21 protein-coding genes and 1 pseudogene are annotated in these 23,315 nt (G+C 71.9%); 8 read left to right on the forward strand and 14 right to left on the reverse strand.

The features are described 5' to 3' along the window. Window positions 1-67: 67 nt before the first annotated feature. The 3 genes from R2E43_RS13695 to ilvA form a co-directional block, all read right to left on the reverse strand. The gene (locus R2E43_RS13695; protein ID WP_003974012.1) at window positions 68-925 is read right to left on the reverse strand and encodes an ABC transporter permease; all 858 of its coding nucleotides are present in this window, start codon (window positions 923-925) and stop codon (window positions 68-70) included. After that, on the reverse strand, window positions 922-1,929 hold the full coding sequence (locus tag R2E43_RS13700; RefSeq protein WP_003974013.1) for a daunorubicin resistance protein DrrA family ABC transporter ATP-binding protein: 1,008 nt from the start codon (window positions 1,927-1,929) through the stop codon (window positions 922-924). Before R2E43_RS13700 ends, R2E43_RS13695 begins: the two co-directional genes overlap by 4 nt. 160 nt (window positions 1,930-2,089) lie before the next feature. Beyond that, window positions 2,090-3,319, reverse strand: a complete 1,230-nt coding sequence (gene ilvA, locus R2E43_RS13705) for a threonine ammonia-lyase (RefSeq protein ID WP_003974014.1) — start codon at window positions 3,317-3,319, stop codon at window positions 2,090-2,092. A 162-nt stretch (window positions 3,320-3,481) separates the two neighbouring features. Here ilvA and R2E43_RS13710 point away from each other — a divergent pair, with 162 nt between their 5' ends. The 3 genes from R2E43_RS13710 to R2E43_RS13720 all read left to right on the forward strand — a co-directional run bounded on the left by R2E43_RS13710 (window position 3,482) and on the right by R2E43_RS13720 (window position 4,971). Next, a complete protein-coding gene (locus tag R2E43_RS13710) occupies window positions 3,482-3,988 on the forward strand; it encodes a MarR family winged helix-turn-helix transcriptional regulator (protein WP_037666375.1) in 507 nt (168 codons plus the stop codon). Window positions 3,989-4,160: 172 nt separating this feature from the next. Next, entirely contained in the window at window positions 4,161-4,667 is a 507-nt protein-coding gene (locus R2E43_RS13715) for a sigma factor-like helix-turn-helix DNA-binding protein (protein ID WP_003974016.1), read from the forward strand. Window positions 4,668-4,713: 46 nt separating this feature from the next. After that, window positions 4,714-4,971 carry a hypothetical protein gene (locus R2E43_RS13720; RefSeq protein ID WP_003974017.1) on the forward strand — a complete coding sequence of 86 codons (258 nt, stop codon included), beginning with the start codon at window positions 4,714-4,716 and terminating at the stop codon, window positions 4,969-4,971. A 10-nt stretch (window positions 4,972-4,981) separates the two neighbouring features. Here the strand turns inward: R2E43_RS13720 and R2E43_RS13725 are convergent, their stop codons facing one another. Next, window positions 4,982-6,136: a cystathionine gamma-synthase gene (locus tag R2E43_RS13725; protein WP_332056238.1), complete on the reverse strand. Its 1,155-nt coding sequence runs from the start codon at window positions 6,134-6,136 to the stop codon at window positions 4,982-4,984. A gap of 96 nt (window positions 6,137-6,232) precedes the next feature. Between R2E43_RS13725 and R2E43_RS13730 the strand changes: the two genes are divergently transcribed. Beyond that, a complete protein-coding gene (locus R2E43_RS13730; RefSeq protein WP_003974019.1) occupies window positions 6,233-7,351 on the forward strand; it encodes a hypothetical protein in 1,119 nt (372 codons plus the stop codon). 103 nt (window positions 7,352-7,454) lie between these two features. On the opposite strand, the gene msrA is transcribed toward R2E43_RS13730, so the two are convergent. Then, complete coding sequence (gene msrA, locus R2E43_RS13735) at window positions 7,455-7,973, reverse strand: peptide-methionine (S)-S-oxide reductase MsrA (protein ID WP_003974020.1); 519 nt, start codon at window positions 7,971-7,973, stop codon at window positions 7,455-7,457. Between the two features lie 121 nt (window positions 7,974-8,094). Between msrA and R2E43_RS13740 the strand changes: the two genes are divergently transcribed. Together R2E43_RS13740 and R2E43_RS13745 are read left to right on the forward strand one after the other, a co-directional pair. Then, window positions 8,095-9,318, forward strand: a complete 1,224-nt coding sequence (locus R2E43_RS13740) for an FG-GAP-like repeat-containing protein (protein WP_003974021.1) — start codon at window positions 8,095-8,097, stop codon at window positions 9,316-9,318. A gap of 130 nt (window positions 9,319-9,448) precedes the next feature. Further along, window positions 9,449-10,042 carry a DUF4291 domain-containing protein gene (locus R2E43_RS13745; protein ID WP_332056239.1) on the forward strand — a complete coding sequence of 198 codons (594 nt, stop codon included), beginning with the start codon at window positions 9,449-9,451 and terminating at the stop codon, window positions 10,040-10,042. 22 nt (window positions 10,043-10,064) lie between these two features. On the opposite strand, the pseudogene R2E43_RS13750 reads toward R2E43_RS13745, so the two are convergent. Continuing rightward, a pseudogene (locus tag R2E43_RS13750) lies at window positions 10,065-10,259 on the reverse strand (TerD family protein); the annotation flags it as partial. Window positions 10,260-10,306: 47 nt separating this feature from the next. Continuing rightward, window positions 10,307-10,903, reverse strand: coding sequence for a TetR/AcrR family transcriptional regulator (locus R2E43_RS13755; RefSeq protein WP_121717380.1), 597 nt, complete (start codon window positions 10,901-10,903; stop codon window positions 10,307-10,309). Window positions 10,904-11,047: 144 nt separating this feature from the next. Here R2E43_RS13755 and R2E43_RS13760 point away from each other — a divergent pair, with 144 nt between their 5' ends. Next, window positions 11,048-12,085 carry an aldo/keto reductase gene (locus tag R2E43_RS13760; RefSeq protein WP_030870214.1) on the forward strand — a complete coding sequence of 346 codons (1,038 nt, stop codon included), beginning with the start codon at window positions 11,048-11,050 and terminating at the stop codon, window positions 12,083-12,085. A 42-nt stretch (window positions 12,086-12,127) separates the two neighbouring features. On the opposite strand, the gene narI is transcribed toward R2E43_RS13760, so the two are convergent. The 6 genes from narI to R2E43_RS13790 all read right to left on the reverse strand — a co-directional run bounded on the left by narI (window position 12,128) and on the right by R2E43_RS13790 (window position 21,084). Continuing rightward, entirely contained in the window at window positions 12,128-12,841 is a 714-nt protein-coding gene (gene narI / locus R2E43_RS13765) for a respiratory nitrate reductase subunit gamma (protein WP_011029971.1), read from the reverse strand. Next, a complete protein-coding gene (gene narJ, locus R2E43_RS13770; RefSeq protein ID WP_011029970.1) occupies window positions 12,838-13,500 on the reverse strand; it encodes a nitrate reductase molybdenum cofactor assembly chaperone in 663 nt (220 codons plus the stop codon). Before narJ ends, narI begins: the two co-directional genes overlap by 4 nt. Continuing rightward, on the reverse strand, window positions 13,497-15,152 hold the full coding sequence (gene narH / locus R2E43_RS13775; protein WP_037897843.1) for a nitrate reductase subunit beta: 1,656 nt from the start codon (window positions 15,150-15,152) through the stop codon (window positions 13,497-13,499). The genes narJ and narH overlap by 4 nt, the downstream gene beginning before the upstream one ends. After that, on the reverse strand, window positions 15,152-18,859 hold the full coding sequence (locus tag R2E43_RS13780; RefSeq protein WP_332056240.1) for a nitrate reductase subunit alpha: 3,708 nt from the start codon (window positions 18,857-18,859) through the stop codon (window positions 15,152-15,154). Before R2E43_RS13780 ends, narH begins: the two co-directional genes overlap by 1 nt. Window positions 18,860-19,075: 216 nt before the next feature. Continuing rightward, on the reverse strand, window positions 19,076-19,867 hold the full coding sequence (locus R2E43_RS13785) for an SDR family oxidoreductase (protein WP_329431122.1): 792 nt from the start codon (window positions 19,865-19,867) through the stop codon (window positions 19,076-19,078). Window positions 19,868-20,043: 176 nt separating this feature from the next. After that, window positions 20,044-21,084 carry an NAD(P)-dependent alcohol dehydrogenase gene (locus tag R2E43_RS13790; protein WP_003974028.1) on the reverse strand — a complete coding sequence of 347 codons (1,041 nt, stop codon included), beginning with the start codon at window positions 21,082-21,084 and terminating at the stop codon, window positions 20,044-20,046. 168 nt (window positions 21,085-21,252) lie between these two features. Here R2E43_RS13790 and R2E43_RS13795 point away from each other — a divergent pair, with 168 nt between their 5' ends. After that, window positions 21,253-22,128, forward strand: a complete 876-nt coding sequence (locus R2E43_RS13795) for a helix-turn-helix domain-containing protein (protein ID WP_037897841.1) — start codon at window positions 21,253-21,255, stop codon at window positions 22,126-22,128. Between the two features lie 97 nt (window positions 22,129-22,225). On the opposite strand, the gene R2E43_RS13800 is transcribed toward R2E43_RS13795, so the two are convergent. Next, window positions 22,226-23,218 carry an aldo/keto reductase gene (locus R2E43_RS13800; protein WP_332056241.1) on the reverse strand — a complete coding sequence of 331 codons (993 nt, stop codon included), beginning with the start codon at window positions 23,216-23,218 and terminating at the stop codon, window positions 22,226-22,228. Between the last annotated feature and the right edge of the window lie 97 nt (window positions 23,219-23,315).

Consider the following 23,315-nt stretch of genomic DNA (forward strand, 5'->3'; position numbering starts at 1 on the left):
CCGTGACGCCGGGGGCTCGTCGGCGTCCTGCCGCCTTGCCGATCGGTCGTGCCTCTCGGCCTCGCCGTCAGCCGGCCGCTCTGCGGTACTTGCGCACTGCCAGTGTCCTGAAGATCAGGACGATCACGATCGAGTAGGTAAGCGTCGCCCAGACCGGGTGCTGCATGGGCCAGGCGTCCGACTGCACGACGCCCGGGTTCCCGAACAGCTCGCGGCACGCCTGGACGACCGCGCTGAACGGGTTCCACTCGGCGACATGGCGGAGCCACGGCGTCATCTGGGTGGGGTCGACGAAGGCGTTGGACACGAAGGTGACGGGGAACAGCCAGATGATCCCTCCGGAGGTCGCCGCCTCCGGCGTCCGTACGGACAGGCCGATCAGGGCGCCGATCCACGTGAAGGCGTACCCCAGGAGCAGAAGCAGCCCGAAGCCCGCGAGCACCCTCCCGATGTTGGTCGGCTCCGCCGATCCGGTGCGCCAGCCCACGAGCAGCGCGACGATCGCCAGGACGAGCAGGGTGATCGACGTCTGCACCAGGTCCGCGACCGTCCGCCCGGTCAGCACCGCGCCTCGCGCCATCGGCAGGGACCGGAAGCGATCGACGAGCCCCTTCTGCATGTCGTCGGCGATACCGGCCGCCGATCCGGCGGTGGCGAAGGTGACGGTCTGCGCGAAGATGCCCGCCATCAGGAAGTCCTTGTAGACGTCCGAGTCGGTGGTGCTGCCGACCTTGATGGAACCGCCGAAGACGTACGTGAACAGGATGACGAACATCACCGGCTGGATGATCCCGAACAGGACCATCTCCGGGATCCGGGTCATCCGGATCAGGTTTCGGCGGGCGATGACCAGCGAGTCACGGACGGACTGGCCGATGGGGTTGGCGGACGCCGTGACCGGCGCGGCGTCGGTGGCGGCACTCACTTGGCGGTCTCCTTCTCCTGCTCGTGGTCGGCGTCGTCCGCCGAGCCGTTCGTCTCGTCCGCCGCCTCGGCCACGTGGCCGGTGAGGGAGAGGAAGACGTCGTCGAGGGTGGGGCGGCGCAGGCCGATGTCGTCGATCTCGATACCGCGGACGTCGAGTTCGCGGATGACCTCGGCGAGCAGCTTCGCGCCGCCCGTGACGGGCACGGTCAGCTTGCGGGTGTGCTCCTCGACCGTGGTCGAGCCCTTGCCGAATCCGGCGAGCACCTCGGAGGCCGTCGCCATGCGGCCGCGGTCGTGGACCACGACCTCGACGCGCTCTCCCCCGGTGCGGGCCTTGAGCTGGTCGGAGGTGCCCCGGGCGATGACGCGGCCGTGGTCGACGACCGCGATGTCGTGCGCGAGGTGGTCGGCCTCTTCCAGGTACTGGGTGGTGAGCAGCAGGGTCGTACCGCCCGCGACCAGCTGCTTGATGACCTCCCACAGCTCCTGCCGGTTGCGGGGGTCCAGGCCGGTCGTGGGTTCGTCCATGAACATGACGGGCGGGGAGACGACCAGGGCGGCCGCCAGGTCGAGCCGGCGGCGCATGCCTCCCGAGTACGTCTTGGTGGGGCGGTCGGCGGCGTCCGAGAGGTGGAACTGGTCGAGCAGCTCGGCGGCCCGCGCCTTCGCCGCCTTGCCCTTCATCTGGTAGAGCTGGCCGACCATGTGCAGGTTCTCGCGGCCCGTCAGGTACTCGTCGACCGCGGCGAACTGGCCGGAGAGGCCGATGGAGCGGCGTACCTCGTTGGGCTGCCTGAGGACGTCGATGCCCGCGACGACCGCCTTGCCGCTGTCGGGGCGCAGCAGGGTCGTGAGGCAGCGGACGGCGGTGGTCTTGCCCGCGCCGTTCGGCCCGAGCAGGCCCAGGACCGTGCCCTCGGGAACGTCGAGGTCGACGCCGTCGAGAGCCCTTACGTCACCGAAGGTCTTCACCAGGCCTTCGGCATAGATGGCGCCTGGCATGTGAGTCTCCACGTCGTCGGGGATTCTTCGGAAAGCCTAGGTTTGTACGTTTCGCCGCGCTCAGCGAGCGATTTACGACACACCATAACGCGATGTATCGCGTCTCACAATGCAGTTGCTCGAACGAGTGACGAAGTGGCCGCCGGTGCGCCGCCCGGGCTCAGGCGATGACCGTGTATCCCGCTTCCCGCAGCACGCGGCCGACCTCGGTGCAGTGCTCCGGGCCCTTCGTCTCCAGGTGCAGCTCGACCTCCGCCTCCGTGAGCCCGAGCCGCGGATGGGTTCGGACGTGGCTCACATCGAGGACGTTAGCGTCGACCACTGACAACACCCCGAGCAGCGTGGCCAGGGCGCCGGGCCGGTCCGTCAGCCGCAGCCGGACCGCCAGGTAGCGGCCCTGCGCGGCCATGCCGTGCCGCAGCACACCCTGCATCAGCACCGGGTCCACGTTGCCGCCGGACAGGACCGCGACGACCGGTCCCTCGAAGGCGTCCGGCTCGCTCAGCAGCGCCGCCACCGGGCTCGCCCCGGCCGGCTCCACGACCAGCTTGGCCCGCTCCAGACACAGCAGCAGCGCGGTCGACAGCGCGTCCTCGGAGACCGTGCGGACCTCGTCCACCAGTTCGCCGACGATCCCGAACGGCACGTCGCCGGGCCGCCCCACCTTGATCCCGTCGGCCATCGTCGCCGGGTTCTGCACGGCGACCGGGCGTCCGGCGGCCAGCGAGGGCGGGTAGGCGGCCGCGCCCTCCGCCTGCACGCCGACGATCCGCACGTCCGGCCGCAGCGCCTTCACCGCGACCGCGATCCCGGCCGCCAGTCCGCCCCCGCCGATGCCGACGACGACGGTCCGCACCTCGGGGCACTGCTCCAGGATCTCCAGCCCGACCGTGCCCTGGCCCGCGATGACGTCGGGGTGGTCGAAGGGGTGGATGAAGACCGCGCCGGTCCGCTCCGCGTACTCCTGCGCGGCGGCCAGCGTCTCGTCCACCACCTGGCCGTGCAGCCGCACCTCGGCGCCGTAGTCCCGGGTCGCGCTGATCTTGGGCAGCGGCGCCCCCTGCGGCATGAACACCGTCGAGCGCACACCGAGCAGCGACGAGGCCAGCGCGACGCCCTGCGCGTGGTTGCCCGCGCTCGCCGCGACCACGCCCGCGGCCCGCTGCTCGGGGAGCAGCCCGGCGATCCGCACGTAGGCGCCGCGCAGCTTGAACGAGCCCGTCCGCTGGAGGTTCTCGCACTTGAGGTGCACCGGCGAGCCGACCAGCTGGGAGAGGTGCCTGCTGCCCTCCATGGCCGTCACCCGCGCCACGCCCGAGAGCATCTTCTGGGCTCCGCGCACGTCGTCGAGGGTGACGGGAGCGACGCGGGACGCTGTGCTGTAGCTCATAGCTCCAGCATCGCAGTTCACGGGCACCGTGCGCCGTTGTGACCAACCTCCGAGACCCGCTTTGCCCAGCGCCGGTACGCCCTGCCGCCCGGCCGCGTACCCTGTCCCCCAATTAGCAGCCCTCCACGAAGTGAGCCCCCGGCCATGCCCACAACACCTGAAATGTCGATGGACATGACGACCGCCGGTGACACCGGTCTTCTCGAGACGCTCCAGCACGAGGTCGCGCTCTTCGCCCGACGTGCCGAACAGACCCGGCTCGGCGGGGTCGGCCAGGTGCGCAACTCCATGGACCGCGCCGCCTACCTGCTGCTCAACCGCCTCGACAAAGAAGGCCCGATGGGCGTGAAGGCGCTCGCCGCCAGCATGGGGATCGACTCCTCGACGGTCACCCGGCAGGTGGCCCCGCTCGTCGACACCGGACTCGTCAAGCGGACCTCGCACCCCGAGGACGGACGCGCGGTGGTCCTCCAGCTGTCGCCGCGCGGCGTGGCGCGGCTGGAGGAGGTCCGCTCCTCCCGGCGTCAGCTCATGGCCGAGCTGACCCACGACTGGGCGCCGCAGGAGCGCGAGACGTTCTGTGCGCTCCTCGCGCGCTTCAACGGAGCCCTGTCCGCCCGTATGGCCCCGTCCGGCGTGTCGCCCACGGACGCCCCCTCGGGCTCCTGAACGACCCTTCCCGCCCTTCCGGAGCCTTCCCGGGCTTTTCAGAGCTTTCCCGGGCTTTCCCCGGCTTTCCCGGGCTTTCCGGAACGGGGTTCGCACCGAACTCTTGACCGGCGGCCCGCCCCTGGCCTGATATGAGACCTCAGGGGTCGTCGCCGTCTGGGCGGGAGGCGCGGTGCGAGAACGGCATGCGTCCCGGAATGCCCGCCGGGCCCGCGAGTTCGAGGCGTTCGTCGCGGGCGCGGCCGGGCGGCTTCTGCACGCCGCCACGCTGCTCACCGCCGAGGCCCCGGACGCCAACCCGCGCGCGCGGCGCCTGCTGGCCCTGAGCCTGGCCCACACGTACGCGGACTGGGACCGTCTGCACGGGGAGGACCCGTACGACCGCGCCCGCCAGCACCTGGCCACCCGCTTCGCCCGTGCGGCCTGGCACCGGTACGGCGCTCTCGGCCGGACCCGCCGGCACCCCGCCGGACCCCTGGGCGGGCTCGCCCCCCAGGAACGCCTGCTCCTGGTGCTGAGGCTGTACGAGGGTGTCGCCGAGGAGCAGACGGCCGCGCTGCTGGGCCTGCCCGTGGAGCGGGTACGGACGATCTGCGACCGGGCGACCGCCGCTCTGCTGCGCCCGCCGCCGTCACCCGCCCGCCCGGTGACGGCGGACGCGAGGGCGGCGACGCCATGACGGACCCGACGACCGGCACGCGCGCGTGGCACCCGGGGAGGCGCGGGTGAACCGCCCCCGGCGCGAGGCCGCCGCACGGCGGATCATGGAGCAGTCGCCCCCGCGCGTGCCGGCCGACCTCTACGCGGAGGCCGTCCGCCGGGGCGGCCGCATGCTGCGGCGCAGGACCGCCGCCCGGCGCCTGATGTGGCTGCTGCTGGGCGCCGCGGCCGTGGCGTTCACGGTGTGGGCGCTGACCGTGCAGCCCTGGGTGGAGCCGCCCTCGGAGACGACCCCACCCGTGACCGGCTGGGAGGGCTGGTGAGCCCGTTTTCCTAGCCCAGCGCCTGCTGGAGGTCGGCCAGCACGTCGTCGGCGTTCTCGATGCCGACCGACAGCCGCACCAGGTCGGCGGGCACCTCCAGGGCGGAGCCCGCCGCGGAGGCGTGCGTCATCCGGCCCGGGTGCTCGATCAGCGACTCGACGCCGCCGAGGGACTCGCCGAGCGTGAAGACCTTCGCGCGGTTGCACACCTCGACGGCGGCCTGCTCGCCGCCCTCGACGCGGAACGACACCATGCCGCCGAACGCCTTCATCTGCTTGGCGGCGACCTCGTGCCCCGGGTGCTCGGGCAGCCCCGGGTACAGCACGCTCGTCACGCGCGCGTGCCGGGAGAGCATGTCGGCGACCTTGGTCGCGTTCTCGCTGTGCCGGTCCATGCGCACGGCGAGGGTCTTGGTGCCGCGCAGCACCAGCCAGGAGTCGAAGGGTCCGGCGACCGCGCCCATCGCGTTCTGGTGGAACGCCAGCTCCTCGCCCAGCTCCTGGTCGCCCACGATCAGCGCGCCGCCCACGACGTCCGAGTGCCCGCCCATGTACTTGGTCAGCGAGTGCACGACGACGTCGGCGCCGAGGGCCAGCGGCTGCTGGAGGTACGGGGTGGCGAAGGTGTTGTCGACGACGAGCCGGGCGCCGGCGTCCCGGGCGACCTGGGCGACCTGCGCGATGTCGGTGATGCCGAGCAGCGGGTTGGAGGGCGTCTCCACCCACACCGCCTTGGTCTTCGGGGTGAGGGCGGCCCGCACGGCGGCGGCGTCGCTCGTGTCGGCCACGGACCACTCCACACCCCACCGGGTGGCGACCTTGGCGAAGAGGCGGAAGGTGCCGCCGTACGCGTCGTTCGGGATCACCACGTGGTCGCCGGGGCGCAGCAGCGTACGCAACAGGCAGTCCTCGGCCGCCAGTCCGGACGCGAACGCGAGGCCGCGGCGGCCGCCCTCCAGGGCGGCGAGGTTCTCCTCCAGCGCGGTACGGGTCGGGTTGGCGCTGCGGCTGTACTCGTAGCCGCCGCGCAATCCGCCGACGCCGTCCTGCTTGTAGGTCGACACCTGATAGATCGGCGGGACGACCGCGCCCGTCAGGGGATCGGCGGTGTTGCCCGCGTGGATCGCGAGCGTCTCGAAGTGCTGACTGATGTGCCTGTCGCTCATGGGCACCGAGGGTAGCCGTGCGGAACGCCTCGCGGGTTTTCCACAGGGCGGGGGACGGGTTGGCCAATTGTCGGCGGCGTCTGGTTCGCTTGAGACATGGAGATTCTCTGGGTCCTGATGGCACTGGTCATGCTCGGCTTCGTGCTGCTCCAAGTCTCGCGGCGCCGGCGCGGCGCGGTCGGCCTGGTCGAGCCCGGCCACCCGGACGCCGCCGACCCCGCGAACTACGGCTTCGCCCGCGAGGAGGAGCTGGACATCCGGATGCCGGGCCCCGACCAGGACCTGCTCGACGTCCTGGACCTGGTGCAGCGCACCCAGGACTACCGGGGAGCGATGCAGCTCCTCGCCGGGACGGAGGCGGAGGGCGAGCGGCGCTGGCAGCGCGTGCAGGCCTTCGCGGGAGCCGCGTCGCTGGAGCTGCGGCAGCGGCCCGGCGGTGTCGGGGAGACGCCGGGCGGGCAGTGGCTGCGGGTGTGGCGGGCCGAGGCGCCCAAGGACGCGGGCGGCGCGGCGGTGCACGCCGAGTTCCTGGTGCAGCAGGCGTGGCGGACGTCGACGCCGGGCTCGGACGACTTCCGGATCATCATGGAGGAGGCCAGGGCGGCCTGCGGCGAGGCGGCCCTCCTCGCACCCGGGGACCCGGTCCCGTACATCGTCGAGCTGTCGGTGGCCCGCGGCCTCGGGTACTCGCGCGAGGAGTTCGAGCAGCTCTGGCTGAAGATCCTGGACCGCGCCCCCAACCACATGGGCGCGCACCTGGCCGCGCTGCAGTACTGGTGCGAGAAGTGGCACGGCTCGCGGCAGCTGGCGTACTCCTTCGCGGAGGCGGCGGCCGCCCGCGCCCCGCGGGGCTCGTTGCTCGCGGCGATGCCGCTCTTCGCGGTCTTCGAGCACCTGCCCGAGGTCAACCTGGTCAGCGGTTTCTACCAGAGCGAGGTCGTCACCAAGGCCGTCCACGGCGCCCTGCACGCGGTCCACTCGGCCCGCCCGGACGATCCCATGCAGGCGCACGTCCGCCACCTTCTGGTGTTCTTCCTGGTCCGCGGCGAGCGCTGGGCCGAGGCCATGAACCAGCTGACGGTCATAGACGGCCACGTGGGCGCCCTGCCCTGGACGCTGTCCACCGACCCGGCGGCGGAGTTCGCGGTGTACCGCGCGCTCGCGGTGGCGGGGTACGAGGCGAACGGCGGCAGCCCGGCCACGCTGCCGCACTGAGCACGCTGCCGCGCTGAGCGCCGGGCGCGCTCACGACGACGCGGTCCGGCCGTCATCGGCCGGACCGCGTCGTGTCGGCCTCGTCGCCCTCAGCCCCGGACGCTCAGCCCTCGCTGCCGCTGCGGGCGGGCAGCCGCCAGCCCGGGCGCGGGAAGTGGCAGGTGTACCCGTCCGGGTAGCGCTGCAGGTAGTCCTGGTGCTCCGGCTCCGCCTCCCAGAAGGGGCCGACCGGCTCCACCTCGGTGACGACCTTGCCGGGCCACAGTCCGGAGGCGTCCACGTCGGCGATCGTGTCCTCGGCGATCCGCTTCTGCTCGTCGTCCACGTAGTAGATCGCCGAGCGGTAGCTGAGGCCGATGTCGTTGCCCTGGCGGTTCTTGGTGCTCGGGTCGTGGATCTGGAAGAAGAACTCCAGGAGTGCGCGGTAGTCGGTCGCCTCGGGGTCGAAGAGGATCTCGATGGCCTCCGCGTGCGTGCCGTGGTTCCGGTACGTCGCGTTCGGCACGTCACCGCCGGTGTATCCGACCCGGGTCGCGGTCACGCCCGGAAGCCGACGGATCAGCTCCTCCATCCCCCAGAAGCATCCGCCCGCCAGCACGGCCCTCTGTGTCTGCGCAGCCATTGCGGCCCTCCAAAATCTCTCGGCTCGGTCGCCCACCCCCCTCAACACGGGAGGGCTCCCGACGATTCCGCACCCGTCCGACCGGCCATATGATCATGGCAAGGGGAGGGGAGTACAACCTGTGAAGATCCATCTCAAGCGTGGCTTGGCCTCGTTCGTGGGGCTCGCGCTCGCCGGTGCGGGCCTGGCCACCGTGGGCACCGCTCCGGCGGCGGCCGGCTCGTACGACTGTCCGTCGGGCTACTTCTGCGGCTGGACGGGCGAGAGCGCCAACGGCTCGATGTGGAAGACGAACAAGAGCGTCGCGGACCTGGGCGGCTGGGACAACAAGATCCGTTCGTACGTCAACCGCACGACGAGTGTCGCCTGCGTCTACGAGGACAAGAACTACACGCCGTGGGGCGGTTACTGGGCCCAGGAGCCGAACTCGCCCGGCGAATACAACGGGGACCCGGTCGCGACCACCAGCTCGGTCAAGTTCGTCCGCACCGAGCGCGAGTGCAGTCAGCCCGCCTATCCCAGCTGGTCCTCCGAGACCTCACCGAAGGCCCTGGGCTTCGGTGACCTGAACGGTGACCGCAGGGCCGACGTCGTCACCCGCGACGAGGCCGGACGGCTCTGGTTCTCCCCGGGCGACACCACCGGCCGGCTGATCGGCACCGGCGGCTGGAACGCCATGAGCGCCCTCACCCGGCACGGTGACTTCAGCCGCGACGGGCGCGAGGACCTGATCGCCCGCGAGGCCTCGACCGGCAAGCTCTGGCTCTACCCCGGCACCGGAACCGGTTCCCTCGGTTCCCGCAAGCTGATCGGCAAGAGTGGCTGGAACGCCATGAACCGGGTCACCGCTTTCGGTGACCTGACCGGTGACGGCCGCTCCGACCTGATCGCGGTCGAGAAGGCCACGGCCAGGCTCTGGCTCTACCCGGGCACCTCCACCGGCACCCTCGGCGCCCGCAAGCTGATCGGCAAGAGCGGCTGGAACGCCATGAACGCGCTGATCGGCATGGGCGACGTGACCGGCGACGGCCGGCCCGACCTCTACGCACGCGAGGCGTCCACCGGCAAGCTGTGGCTCTACCCGGGCACCTCGACGGGCACCCTCGGTTCCCGCACGCTCGTCGGGACCGGCGGCTGGAACGCGATGGCGCACTTCCTCCCGGTCGGCGACTTCTCCGGCGACGGCGTGCCGGACCTGGCCACCGTGACCAACGAGAAGTACGTACTGGACGGCTACCCGGGCAACCTGGGCTGGCTGGTCACGTACCGGGGCCGCGGCAACGGTTTCCTGACGTCCGGCGTACCCACCCACGGGGAGTGGTGGGGACTCAACGGCTTCGTCTAGTACGACCTCGTACGACCAGGTACGACGACGAGGACACCGAGAACACCGAGGACGGCCGCCCTCGCCCCCGACCGGCACGGCGACAAAAACCACTGGCCGGGCGGGGCGGACCGGCCCCACGCTGTACGCCATGCAGCAGCCCCAGCGCGAGGTCCGGGCCGTCCACACCGCGTCCACCGTCACCGTCTACCAGGCGTACTCCCCGGAGATCGGCCTCCCGGCCATCCGCGAAGGACGCTTCCCCGCCGCCTGGAAGCGGGACAGGATGACATGGATCAAGCCGTCGTTCCTGTGGATGATGTACCGCTGCGGGTGGGCCGCCAAGGCGGGGCAGGAGACCGTTCTGGCCGTGGAGATCGGCCGCGAGGGCTTCGAGTGGGCCCTGCGCCACGCGTGCCTGTCGAGCTACCAGCCCGGCGTCCACCCCGACCGGGCCACCTGGCAGCGCGAGGTGAAGCGCTCGCCCACCCGCGTCCAGTGGGACCCCGAACGCGACCTGTGCCTCCAGCCCCTGCCCTACCGCTCCCTGCAGCTCGGCCTGGCCGGCGAGGCCGCGCGCCGGTACGCCGACGAGTGGACGGTCGCCATCCGCGACGTGACTCCACTCGCCCACGAGATCCACGGCCTCGTCCGGGACGGCGACCTCGACGCGGCGCGGCGCCTGCTGCCCCGGGAGCAGCCGTATCCCGCCGCGGAGGAACTGCTGAGCAACCTGCGGCCGTGACGGCGCTGCCGCCGTGGACGCGTCAGTCCACCTCGACGCCGAAGTCGCGCAGCAGCTCCTCCAGGCCGCCCGAGTAGCCCTTGCCGCCCACGACGAAGTCCCAGTCGCCGTTGGACCTGCGGCGGAAGGAGCCGAGGACCAGGGCGGTCTCGTGCGGGCGGCCGTCGGAGACCCGGAGTTGCCCCAGTTCCGTCAGCGCCGGGACTTTATCCAGCAATGGCTGCCGCGCACATCCACTCGCCGCCCTTCACGGCCGGGCCGGGATCAGTCCGCCGCGCGCAGCCCCGCGATCAGGATGCGCACCAGTTGCCGGGCGTCGTAACTCGGGTTGGGGGTCTCCGCGCCGATGCAGAGGTTGCCGACACCGCGCATGAGCGCCAGGGGCGGTACGTCGGTGTCGATCTCGCCGGAGTCGGTGGCGGCGGCGAGGAGGTCGGTGCAGACGGGGACGAGGCGGTCGAGGAAGTACGCGTGGAGGGTCTCGAAGCCGGCGCTGTCGGACTGGAGGACCGCGGCGAGGCCGTGCTTGGTGACCAGGAAGTCGACGAACAGGTCGATCCAGCCCGCGAGCGCCGCGTACGGGGTCGGGCTGCTCGCCAGCAGGGCGGGACCGGCCTCGGCACAGGCCTCCACCTGGTGCCGGTAGACGCCGATGATGAGGTCCGCCCGGGTCGGGAAGTGACGGTAGATCGTGGCCGTGCCGACCCCGGCCTCGGCCGCGATGTCGCGCACGGGGGCCTCCACGCCCGATCTGACGAACACCGCGGCGGCGGCGTCGAGCAGGGTCTTCTCGTTGCGCCGGGCGTCCGCGCGCTTGGGCCGGGAGGCCGCCTGTCCCGTTGCCGCTTCGCCGTCCTTCACCGTGCCGTTCCCTTCACCGATTGATAAACGGGACACCGTTCCGTATTGTGGGGCGAGTAAACGGGACGGCGTTCCGCTTGGTGTCCTCATGATGCCAGAGCACCGAGCCCGCCACCAAGTCATGCCCCCGCTGGAGGAACCGTCATGCAGTACCGCACCTTGGGCCGCACCGGTGTGCAGGTCAGCTCGCTCGCGCTCGGCGCCATGAACTTCGGCAGCATCGGGCGTACCACCCAGGACGAGGCCACCGCCATCGTCGACGCCGCCCTGGAGGGCGGGATCAACCTCATCGACACCGCCGACATGTACGGCCGCGGCGAGTCGGAGGAGATGGTCGGCAAGGCGATCGCCGGGCGTCGCGACGACATCGTGCTGGCCACGAAGGCGAACATGCCGATGAGCGACGAGCCCAACCACCAGGGCTCCTCGCGCCGCTGGCTGGTCACCGCGCTGGACAACAGCCTGCGCCGCCTCGGCGTCGACCACGTCGACCTCTACCAGATCCACCGGTGGGACCCGGCCACGAGCGACGAGGAGACGCTGTCCGCGCTCACCGATCTGCAGCGCGCCGGGAAGATCCGGTACTTCGGGTCCTCCACCTTCCCGGCCTACCGCATCGTCGAGGCCCAGTGGGCCGCCCGCGAGCACCGGCTGAGCCGCTACGTCACCGAGCAGCCCAGCTACTCCCTCCTGCAGCGCGGGATCGAGAGCCACGTGCTGCCGGTGACCGAGCAGTACGGGCTCGGCGTGCTGGTGTGGAGCCCGCTGGCCTCCGGGTGGCTGTCCGGGGCGGTGCGCGCGGGGCGCGAGGCCGCCACGCACCGGTCGGCGGTGCTGCCCGAGCGCTTCGACACCGCGCTGCCCGCCAACCGGGCCCGGCTCGACGCCGTCGAGAAGCTGGCCGCGGTCGCCGACGAGGCCGGGCTCACGCTGATCCAGCTCGCGCTCGGCTTCGTGACCGCGCACCCCGCCGTCACCGCCGCGCTCGTCGGGCCCCGCACCCTGGACCACCTCCACTCCCAGCTCGCCGCCGCCGACACGGTGCTCTCCGACGACGTGCTCGACGCGGTCGACGCCGTCGTCGCGCCGGGGACCGACCTCGCCGCGCACGAGAAGTTCGACGCCACGCCCGCGCTGCTCGACCCGGCGCTGCGCCGGCGGCGCCGGCCGGCGGCCGGCTGACCGGCGGCCGCCGGCGGACGCCCCGGGGCGGACGCCGAGCCGTCAGCGCCCCGGCCGGCCCGCTCCCACCTCGCCGCGCCCCCGGTAGCGGTACACGACGTAGGGCCGCACCAGGTAGCCGAGCGGCGCCGTGAAGGCGTGGATCAGGCGCGTGTAGGGCCACAGGGCGAACAGGGCCATGGCGAGGAGTGCGTGCAGGCGGTAGACGAGCGGGGCCTGGGCCATGGCGGTCACGTCCGGGTCCAGCGCGAACAGGCTGCGGAACCAGACGGAGACGCCGAGCCGGTAGTCGTACGTGGACGCCGCCGTCGCACCGGACGCGGTGGCCGTCAGCCCGGCGAGGACGACCGTGAGCAGCAGGGGGTAGACCACTCGGTCGCTCCGGCTGGTCGCGGCCCGGATCGCGGGGGTGCGCAGGCGGCGGTACAGGAGGAGGGCGAGGCCCGCCAGGGTCGCCAGGCCCGCGGTGCCGCCCGCGATCAGGGCGTTGGCGTGGTAGAGATGCTCGCTGACGTGGAGGCGGTCGGTCAGCGACTCGGGGACCAGGAGCCCGGCCACGTGGCCGGCGATCACGAACAGCAGGCCGTAGTGGAAGAGCGGGCCCGCGATCCGCAGCAGCCGGCTCTCGTGCAGCTGACTGGACCGGGTGGTGAAGCCGAAACGGTCGTAGCGGTAGCGCCAGGCCGTCCCCGCCACCAGCACCACCAGGGTCAGGTACGGCAGGACGCCCCACAGGGCGGTGTGCAGGTGCCTCATCGGCGGGCTCCGTCGTCGTGCGGCCGGGGCTGGGCGGGGAAGGGTCCCAGGACGTCGAGGCCCACCGCCTCGGTCGGCGGGCCGGTACGGGTCAGGCGCAGGGCCTCCTCGCGGCTGGCCGGTGCCCGGCCCGGCAGGCACCGGCCGACGGCCTGGAGGAGGGCGGCGTAGGGGCTGCGGTGGGCTTCGAGGGCGTAGCGCAGGACCTCGATCGCCGCCCGGTGTTCCGTCAGCAGTGCGGTGCCCGCCTCGGGGGTGCGGGCGGCGAACTCCAGCATCAGCGGCAGGAAGTCGGGCAGTTCGTCGTCCGGCGGCAGCCAGCCGTGGGTGCGGTACACGGACTTGATACGGGCGAGTGCGGCGCCGCGGCGGCGGGTGTCGCCGTCGGTGTAGTAGGTGAGGTAGAGGCAGCGCCGGCGGCTGCGGTCGAAGGTGGCGACGTAGCGGGCGGCCACGGCGAGGGGGTCCTCCCGTTCCGCCCGGTCGCAGAAGGAGAGCAGGAGCTGGATCTCGGGGCCGGGGAGCGCGGCGACCGTGTCGCGGACGGTGTGCGGGCGGCGCGGCCAGTCCCGGTCCGGGTAGGCCAGCAGCAGGGCGGCGGCCTGGAACACGACCGGTGCGTTGGTGGTCGTCGCGGCGCGGCCGAGGCTACGGCTCACAGCTCGGGCTCCGTCCGCACGGCGCCGCGGGCGCGCGGGAAGAGGCCGTTCGGGCGCCCCTTCCCGTTCCAGTTCAGGAGGTTGACCCGGCCGCGCAGCGCGGACGACGTGCCGGACCCGGCGGTCGGCGGCGCGTGGAAGGCTTCGGGGTCGAACTCCCCGAAGCCGGGGCCGCCGCCCGCGCCCTCCGGCATCATCCCCGGCCCGCCCACGCCGTCCAGGCTGCAGCCCGCCCCGGTGCCGCCGGGGTCGGGGACGGAGCCGGTGTAGGCGGTCGGGATGACGTAGCGCTCGTCGTACTTGGCGAGGGCGAGCAGCCGGTACAGCTCCAGGATGCCCGGCTCGTCCAGTCCGACCGCCTCGGCGATCCGCGGGTCCTGTTCCTCGCCGAGGTTGACGCGCCGCATGTGGGAGCGCATCGCGGCCAGCCGGCACAGGGCGGCCTCGACGGGCCCCGGATCGCCCGCGGTGAAGAGTTCGGCGAGGTAGCCGAGGGGGATGCGCAGCGTGTCGATCGCGCCGAACAGCGCGGCCGGGTCCTCCCCGTCGTGCCCGGTGCCGGTGAGGGCGTCGACGACCGGGGAGAGCGGCGGGACGTACCAGACCATCGGCATCGTGCGGTACTCCGGGTGCAGCGGGAGCGCGACGCGGTACCGGGTGATCAGCGCGTGGACCGGGGAGCGGCGCGCGGCCTCGACCCAGTCGTGCGGGATGCCGGACGCCTGGGCCGCGCGGGCCACCTCGGGGTCGTCGGGGTCGAGGAAGCAGCCGAGCTGGGCCTCGTACAGGTCCTTCTCGTCGGTGACGGAGGCGGCGGCGCCGACCTTGTCGGGGTCGTAGAGCATGACGCCGAGGTAGCGCAGCCGGCCGACGCAGGTCTCGGAGCAGACGGTGGGGTCGCCGGCCTCGATCCGCGGGTAGCAGAAGGTGCACTTCTCGGCCTTGCCGGTGGAGTGGTTGAAGTAGACCTTCTTGTACGGGCAGCCGCTGACGCACATCCGCCAGCCCCGGCAGCGGTCCTGGTCGACCAGGACGATGCCGTCCTCGACGCGCTTGTAGAGGGCGCCGGAGGGGCAGACGGCGACGCAGGACGGGTTGAGGCAGTGCTCGCAGATGCGGGGCAGGTAGAACATGAACGCCCGCTCGTAGTCGAGCCGGACCTGCTCGCTCATCCGGGCGAGGAGGGGGTCCGCGGCGAGCTGTGCGGGGCCGCCGCCGAGGTCGTCGTCCCAGTTGGGGCCCCAGGTGATCTCGGTGGGGCGGCCGTCGATCGCCGAGCGGGGCGGGGCGGTGGGGATGTCGTCGCCGAGGGGGGCGGTGGTGAGGTTCTCGTAGTCGTAGGTCCAGGGCTGGTAGTAGTCGTCGAGGGTGGGGAGTTCGGGGTTGGCGAAGAGGCGGGCGAGGCGGCGGGCGCGGCCGCCGGTGCGCGGGACGAGGCGCCCGCCCTTGAGGTGCCAGCCGCCCTTCCACTTCTCCTGGTCCTCGTGGCCGCGGGGGTAGCCCTGGCCGGGACGGGTCTCGACGTTGTTGAACCAGACGTACTCGGTGCCGGTGCGGTTGGTCCAGGTCTGTTTGCAGGTGACCGAGCAGGTGTGGCAGCCGATGCACTTGTCGAGGTTCATGACCATCGCCACCTGTGCCATGACGCGCATCAGTACGTGACCTCCTGGGAGCGGCGCCGGATGGTGGTGACGGCGTCGCGCTGGTTGCCGGTCGGGCCGTAGTAGTTGGGGGCGAAGGAGAGCTGGCCGTAGCCGCCGATGAGGTGGGTGGGCTTGACGAGCAGCTTGGTCAGGGAGTTGTGGACACCGCCGCGGCGGCCGTTCGCCTCCGACTTCGGCACGTTCACCAGGCGTTCCTGGACGTGGTACATGAGCACCGTGCCGTCCGGGACGCGGTGGGAGACGATCGCGCGGGCGACGACGACGCCGTGTGCGTTGACGGCCTCCACCCAGTCGTTGTCGGCGGCGCCGATCGCGTCGGCGTCGGCGGGGCTCATCCATACGACGGGGCCGCCGCGGGCCAGGGTCTGCATCAGCAGGTTCTCCTGGTACTCGCTGTGGATGGACCACTTGGCGTGCGGGGTGAGGTAGCGGACGGTCACCGCGCGGCCGTCGCCGGTCGGGATCGGGGCGTCGCCCAGCTCGGCCAGGTTCAGCGGGGGCCGGTAGACGGGGAGCTGCTCGCCCAGCTCGGCCATCCAGTCGTGGTCGACGTAGAAGTGCTGGCGGCCGGTGAGGGTGTGCCAGGGCTTCTTGTGCTCGGTGTTGACGGTGAAGGGCGAGTAGCGCCGGTCGGGCGCCTCCTTGCCGGACCACTCGAAGCTCGCCCCGACCTGCACGGGGCGCTCCTGGGTGTCGGAGAAGACCACGCGCCGCTCCCCCACCGACGCGGCCAGCTCGGCGAGCCCGGCGCCGGGCCCGACGCGGTCGGCGAGGCGGTCGAAGCCCTCGGCGGCGAGGCGGCCGTTGGTGGTGCCGGACAGGGCGAGGATCGCCTCGCAGAACTTGACGTCGGTGTCGAGCAGGGGGCGGCCGCGGGCGGGCCCGGCGGGGGCGGTGCCGCAGCGGGCGGCGAGCCAGCGCGACTCCTCGTGCGGGTTGACGGTCACGCCCTTCACGGTCATGCCGTGCTCCTCGGCCAGCGGCCCGAAGGCGGCGAGCCGGTCGGCGACGGCCGTGTAGTCCCGTTCCACCAGCGAGACCTGAGGGGCGTTGCGGCCCGGCTCGACGGGAGTGCGGCCGTCCCGCCAGTCGGTGACCCGGCCGCCGGGCTGAGCCGTCTCGCCGGGGGTGTCGTGCTGGAGGGCGGTGGCGACCAGGTCGTGGGCCGTGCCGAGGCGGCCGGCGGCGAGTTCGCTCAGGCGGCGGGCGAGGGAGTGGAAGATCTCGAAGTCGGTGCGGGCCTGCCAGGGCGGGTTGATCGCGGGACTGAAGGCGTGCACGAAGGGGTGCATGTCCGTGGAGGACAGGTCGTGCTTCTCGTACCAGGTGGCGGCGGGCAGCACGAGGTCGGAGAAGAGCGTCGTGGAGGTCATCCGGAAGTCGAGGCTCAGCAGCAGGTCGAGCTTGCCCTCGGGGGCGTCGTCCCGCCAGGCCACGGAGCGCGGCCGGTGCTCGGGCGGTGCCTCGGAGCTGGTGGCGCCGTCGCGGGCGCCGAGCAGGTGGCGCAGGAAGTACTCGTTGCCCTTGGCGGAGGAGCCGATCAGGTTGGCCCGCCACACGGTCAGCACGCGCGGCCAGTTGCGGGGCGCGTCGGGGTCCTCGCAGGCGAAGTCCACGGCGCCCGAACCGAGTTGCTCCGCGATCCAGTCACCGGGCTCCTGGCCGCTCTCGCGGGCGCGGCGGCCGAGGTCGAGCGGGTTGGCGTCGAAGGTCGGGTAGGACGGCATCCAGCCGAGCCGGGCGGACTGGGCGACCAGGTCGGCGGTGTGGAGCCCGGCGAGGGTGCCGGGGGCGGTGGGCGACGCGAGGGCGTCGGCGGCGTGGGACTCGTACCGCCACTGGCCGGTGTGCAGGTACCAGTACGGGGTGCCCGCCATCTGCCGCGAGGGCCGGACCCAGTCGGCGGCCGTGGACAGCTGCTGCCAGCCGGTGTACGGGCGGACCTTCTCCTGGCCGACGTAGTGCGCCCAGCCGCCGCCGTTGACGCCCTGGCAGCCGGTGAGGATGAGCAGCGAGAGGAAGGACCGGTAGATGGTGTCGGAGTGGAACCAGTGGTTGGTGCCGGCGCCCATGACGATCATGCAGCGGCCCCGGGTCTGCTCGGCGGTGCGCGCGAACTCCCGGGCCGCGCGGACCGCCGCCTCGGCCGGGACGGAGGTGAGGCGCTCCTGCCAGGCGGGCGTGCAGGGCTGCTCGGCGTCGTCGTAGCCGGTGGGCCAGTGGCCGGCGAGGCCGGGGCGGGCGACGGCGTACTGGGCGAGGAGGAGGTCGTAGACGGTGGTGACGAGCCGGCCGCCGATCTCCCGGGCCGGTACGCCGCGCACGACGGTGGCGCCGGGTTCGTCGAAGCGGGGCAGCACCACCTCGACACCGTTGTCGCCGCGGCCGCCCGTGTGTCCGTGCAGGGTGAGGAGCGGGTCGGTCCCGCCCAGGTCGAGGTTCCAGCGCCCCTCGCCGCCCTTGCCCCACCGGTCGCCGAGGGTGCCGTTCGGGACGACCACGTCTTCGGTGTCGGCGTCGATCAGCACCGGCATCCAGGCCCGCGCCCCGGCGTCGGCGTGCCGGCCGAGCCCGAGGTCGGCGGCGGTGACGAACTTGCCGGGCGTCCAGCGGCCCGCCGCGTGCTCGTCGAGGGCGACGAGGAAGGGCAGGTCGGTGAAGCGCTTGACGTAGTCGGTGAAGTACGGCACCTGACGGCGCACGAAGAACTCGGTGAGCAGGACGTGGCCCATGGCCATGGCGAGCGCCCCGTCGGTGCCGGGGTGCGGGTGCAGCCACTCGTCGGCGAACTTGGTGGCGTCCGCGTAGTCCGGCGAGACGACGACGACCTTCTGGCCCCGGTAGCGGGCCTCCGCCATCCAGTGCGCGTCGGGGGTGCGGGTGACGGGGACGTTGGAGCCCCACAGCATCAGGTAGGCCGCGTCCCACCAGTCGCCCGACTCCGGTACGTCGGTCTGGTCGCCGAAGACCTGCGGGGAGGCGATCGGCAGGTCGGCGTACCAGTCGTAGAAGGAGATCATCGGGGCGCCGATGAGGGAGTGGTAGCGGGCGCCGACCGCGTGCGAGGCCATGGACATGGCGGGGATCGGGGAGAACCCGGCGACCCGGTCGGGGCCGTACTCGGCGATGGTGTGCACCTGGGCGGCGGCGGCGATCTCCAGCGCCTCGTCCCAGTCGACGCGGACGAAGCCGCCGCGGCCGCGGGCCGACTGGTAGCGACGCCGCTTCTCGGGGTCGGAGGTCAGCTCGGCCCAGGCGGCCACGGGGTCGCCGCCGTGCCGGCGTTTGGCGTCCCGGTACATTTCCACGAGGACGCCCCGGGCCAACGGATGGCGAACACGGGTGGGCGAATAGGTGTACCAGGAAAAGGAGGCGCCGCGCGGACAGCCGCGCGGCTCGTACTCGGGCCGGTCGGGACCGACGCTCGGATAATCCGTCTGCTGGGTCTCCCAGGTGATCAGACCGTCCTTGACGTACACCTTCCACGAGCACGATCCCGTGCAGTTGACGCCATGGGTGGAGCGCACGACTTTGTCATGCGCCCACCGCTCACGATAAGGACGGTCGTTGACGTTCTGGTCCGTGCGGTACACGGCCCTCAGATCGAGGGTGGTAGGGGACCTCCGCAGCAGCTGACCTGCCTTCAGAAGCCGGTCAGCGGCGTCGGCCACGGCCTTCGCCCTGCTTCGCACCACGCTGCCATCTCCTTGCGAACGCGCCGGAGCAGTGCCCGCCGGAATTGGGCGGGCACGCTGTGTGCCGCATTCAGCATCTCGCCGGAATCCACTGCAGAAACGGTATTTCTTCAGCCTTTGCGGAGGAGGGGGAGAAGGTTTTGGTCCACTTTGCCATTGTTGTCATGCGCATATTCTTCAGCTACGCCGACTTTCGGCCAGAAAGGCCCGGAGAACTCATACGGCCGCCCTCTCCGCCAGGAATTCGGTCCACGTCACCTTGCCGACCAGCGCGTCTTCCAGGGTGAGATTCTGGCCAGAACGGTACGCGCGCCCCGCTTTCCCGGGAATGCGCACCGGCAGCTTCGGGCGCCGGCGCCTGCCGCGCAGATCCAGATAGGAATGGGCCAGCGTGGCCAGATCGAGGACCTCGGGTCCGGTCATGTCGGGCACCCGGCCGGACGGCTCGGCGAGGGTCAGCTCGGCCAGGCGTACGGCGACCTCGCGGGCGGCGACCGGTTGCAGACGCAGCCCGCCGGGCACCGGGAGCACCGGCAGCCGGGTCATCTTCTCGATCATCGTCAGGGTCAGCTCGTGGAACTGGGCCGCCCGCAGCACCGTCCAGCCGAGGCCCGAGTCGGCGATCGCCCGCTCCGACTCCAGCTTGGTCCGCAGCCAGGCGAGGGGGACGCGGTCGGCTCCGACGACCGAGATGTACGCGAGGTGCCGTACGTCCGCGCGGGCGGCGGCGCGGACCAGGGTGCGGGTCGCCTCGTCGTCGCCCTTGGGGCCGCCCGCCAGGTGGAGCACGGTGTGCACGCCGTCGACGGCGGCCTCGACGCCCTCGCCGGTGCGCAGGTCGCCGGTGACGTACGTGATGCCGTTACCGGTGGCGGGGCGGGTCCGCCGGGTGAGGACGCGGACGTCGTGGCCGGCCTCCCGCAGCAGCGGGACCACGTGGCCGCCGAGGGTGCCGGTGCCTCCGGTGACCAGGAGGGGCGTGCTGGGGGTCGAGGCGTGGTACGTCATGACTGGCTGCTCCCGGTGTCCGTGGCGTCCGGGGAGCGGGGCCGGTGCCGAAGCACGGCCGCCCCGCCCGGGCGTCCGCCGTGTGTGTCGTGGCGGTATGACCCGGGGCGGGGCGGCGGTGTGACAGGGAGCGGGGAAGAATCCGAGAAAACCTCCCCGGGCTCTCCCGGGAGGGATCAGATCGTCGCGGTGTCGATCACGAAGCGGTAGCGCACGTCGCTGGACAGGACGCGCTCGTAGGCCTCGTTGATCTCGGAGGCGGCGATCAGCTCGATCTCGGCACCGATGCCGTGCTCCGCGCAGAAGTCCAGCATCTCCTGGGTCTCGGCGATACCGCCGATCATGGAGCCGGAGAGGGACTTGCCCCCGCCGAGCAGCGCGAACAGGTTGAGGGAGACCGGCTCCTCGGGGGCGCCGACGTTGGCCAGCGTGCCCTCCGTCTTCAGCAGCCCCAGGTAGGCGCCGAGGTCGAGCGGGGCCGAGACCGTGGAGACGATCAGGTCGAAGGTGCCGGACAGCTCCTCGAAGGTGGCCGGGTCGCTGGTGGCGTAGTAGTGGTCGGCGCCCAGCTTCAGGCCGTCGTCCTTCTTGCGCAGGGACTGCGACAGCACGGTCACCTCGGCGCCCAGGGCGTGCGCGAGCTTGACGGCCATGTGACCGAGGCCGCCCAGGCCGACGACGGCGACCTTCTTGCCGGGACCCGCGTTCCAGCGCTTGAGCGGGGAGTAGGTGGTGATGCCGGCGCACAGCAGGGGGGCGGCCTCGTCCAGGGCGATGCCCTCGGGGATGCCGAGGACGAAGTTCTCGTCGACGACGACCTTCTCGGAGTAGCCGCCGTAGGTGACCTCGCCGTCCCTGCCGACGGCGTTGTAGGTGCCGGTGTTGCCGCTGGTGCAGTACTGCTCCCGGCCGGCCTTGCAGTTCTCGCACTCGCGGCAGGAGTCGACCATGCAGCCGACGCCCACCCGGTCGCCGACCTTGAACCTGGTGACGCCGGGGCCGACCTCGGACACGATGCCCGCGATCTCGTGGCCGGGGACCATCGGGAAGATGGCCTCGCCCCAGCCCTCGCGGGCCTGGTGGATGTCGGAGTGGCAGATGCCGGCGAACTTGATGTCGATCAGGACGTCGTGTTCACGCACCTCGCGCCGCTCGATGGTGGTGCGCTCCAGCGGCGCCTTGGCGGCGGGTGCTGCGTACGCGGCGACAGTGGTCATGCCGGGTTCTCCGGGATTCTCTTGACGTGACTGGGTGATGCTTCCACCCTGCCTGGCGCCCGCTGATCCACCCAGACCACGGCTTTGCGTACGACCGGCGTGCGTACCACCGACGGGGACAGGCTCGTGTACGTACGACCGGGAATACGTCCGGTGATACTGGAGGGTATGGATGGACAGCTTGACCGGCGGGCCGAACTGAGCGAGTTCCTGCGCACCCGGCGGGCCCGGCTCAAGCCGGAGGACGTGGGTCTGGAGTCGTACGGACGGCAGCGCAGGGTGCCCGGGCTGCGGCGCGAGGAGCTGGCGCAGCTGGCCGGGGTGTCGGTGGCGTACTACACCCGCCTCGAGCAGGGCAACGGGCAGAACGTGTCGGCGGAGGTCCTGGACGCCATCGCCCGGGCGCTGCGGCTGACCGACGCCGAGCAGGCGCACCTGACCCATCTGGCACGGCCGAAGCAGCAGCGCCGGCGGGCCGGGGCCGCGCGGGGCAAGCAGCCGGTGCGGGTGGCGCTGCTCCAGTTGCTGGATTCGATCGACACGGTGCCCGCGTACGTGTCGGGCCGCCGCTCGGAGATTCTCGCCTGGAACCGGATGGCCGCGGCCCTCTTCGGCGACTGGGGCAAGCTCCCGGCCGCCGAGCGCAACTGGGCGCGGCTGGTCTTCCTGAACCCGGACTACCGCGAGCTGTTCGTCGACTGGGACCAGAAGGCGTACGACATGGTCAGCTTCCTGCGCATGGACGCGGGCCGCCATCCGGACGACCCGCGCCTGTCCGCGCTGGTCGGCGAACTCTCCGTGAAGAGCGAGGAGTTCCGCCGCCTGTGGGCCACGCACGACGTCAAGGAGAAGAGCTACGGCGTCAAGCGGATGCGGCACCCGCTGGTCGGCGACCTGACCCTGTCCTTCGAGACGTTCCGCCTGGTCGACGACGACGAGCAGGCCTTCGTCACGTACCACGCGGAACCCGGCTCGCCGTCGGCGGACGCACTGCGTCTGCTGGCGAGCTGGGGGACGGACGCGGCGGCTTCCCTGCCGGCGTGAGCTCGGACCAGCCGCGGCGGAACAGCCCCGCCGGGAAGACACGCTGCCGCTGCTCGCCGCCGCTTGCCCGGGGCCGCCGAACGTGGAGCACGGGCTGTCAGTCGGTGCGGAAGCCGGCCATCATCGAGGCCGGGTAGCGGCTGCCTGCGGAGCCCTGGGGGATGACCTCCCGGATACGGGCCAGGTCGGCCTCGGTGAGTTCCGCGTCGATGGCGCCGACGTTCTCCTCCAGCCGTGCGGCGCTGCGGGTGCCCGGGATCGGGACGACGTCCTCGCCCTGGGCGAGCAGCCATGCCAGGGCGAGCTGGGCCGGGGTGATGCCCTTGGTGGCGGCGAGCTTTCGGAGCTGCTCGGCGGCGTTCAGGTTGTAGGCGTAGTTCTCGCCCTGCCAGCGCTCGTCCCAGCGGCGCATGTCGTCCTCGGGATACTCGCCGGCCGGCCTGACCACACCGGAGAGGAAGCCGCGGCCGAGCGGCGAGTACGGCACCAGGCCGATCCCCAGCTCCCGCACGACCGGCAGGATCTCGTCCTCCACCTCGCGCTCGAAGATCGAGTACTCGTACTGAAGGGCTGTGACCGGGGTGACGGCGTGGGCGCGCCGGATGTACTGCGGGCCGACGTTGCTCAGGCCGAAGTACCGCACCTTGCCCTCGGTGATCAGGTCACCCACCGTGCCGGCGACCTCCTCGGCCGGTACGTCGGGGTCGGAGATGTGCTGGTAGAAGAGGTCGATGCGATCGGTCCGGAGGTAGCGCAGGCTGTTCTCAGCGACCTCGCGGATGTTCTCCGGGCGGCTGTTGACGCCGCTCCCCAACGACTTGCTGGTCATGTCGAAGCCGAACTTGGTGGCCAGGACGACCTCGTCGCGGAAGTCGTTGACCGCGTTGCCGAGCAGCGTCTCGTTGCTGCCGGTGCCTTGGCCGTACAGCTCGGCGGTGTCGAAGAAGTCGACTCCGAGTTCGTGGGCGCGGTGAATGGTGGAGATGCCGTCCTCGTCGTTCGAGGGACCGTAGGCCAGGGACATCCCCATCACGCCCAGTCCGAGCGCGGAGACGCGCAGTCCCTGTTGCCCCAGGGTGCGGTGCTGCATGAGATCGCTCCTCGTGTCGTGTCGTGTCGTGTCGTGTCGTGTCGTGTCGTGTCGTGTCGGCGGCGGATAGCCGACAACCGACCAAACCAAACTGTTT

Origin of the sequence: Streptomyces violaceoruber, from assembly GCF_033406955.1 — a bacterium.
GTDB lineage: Bacteria > Actinomycetota > Actinomycetes > Streptomycetales > Streptomycetaceae > Streptomyces > Streptomyces violaceoruber.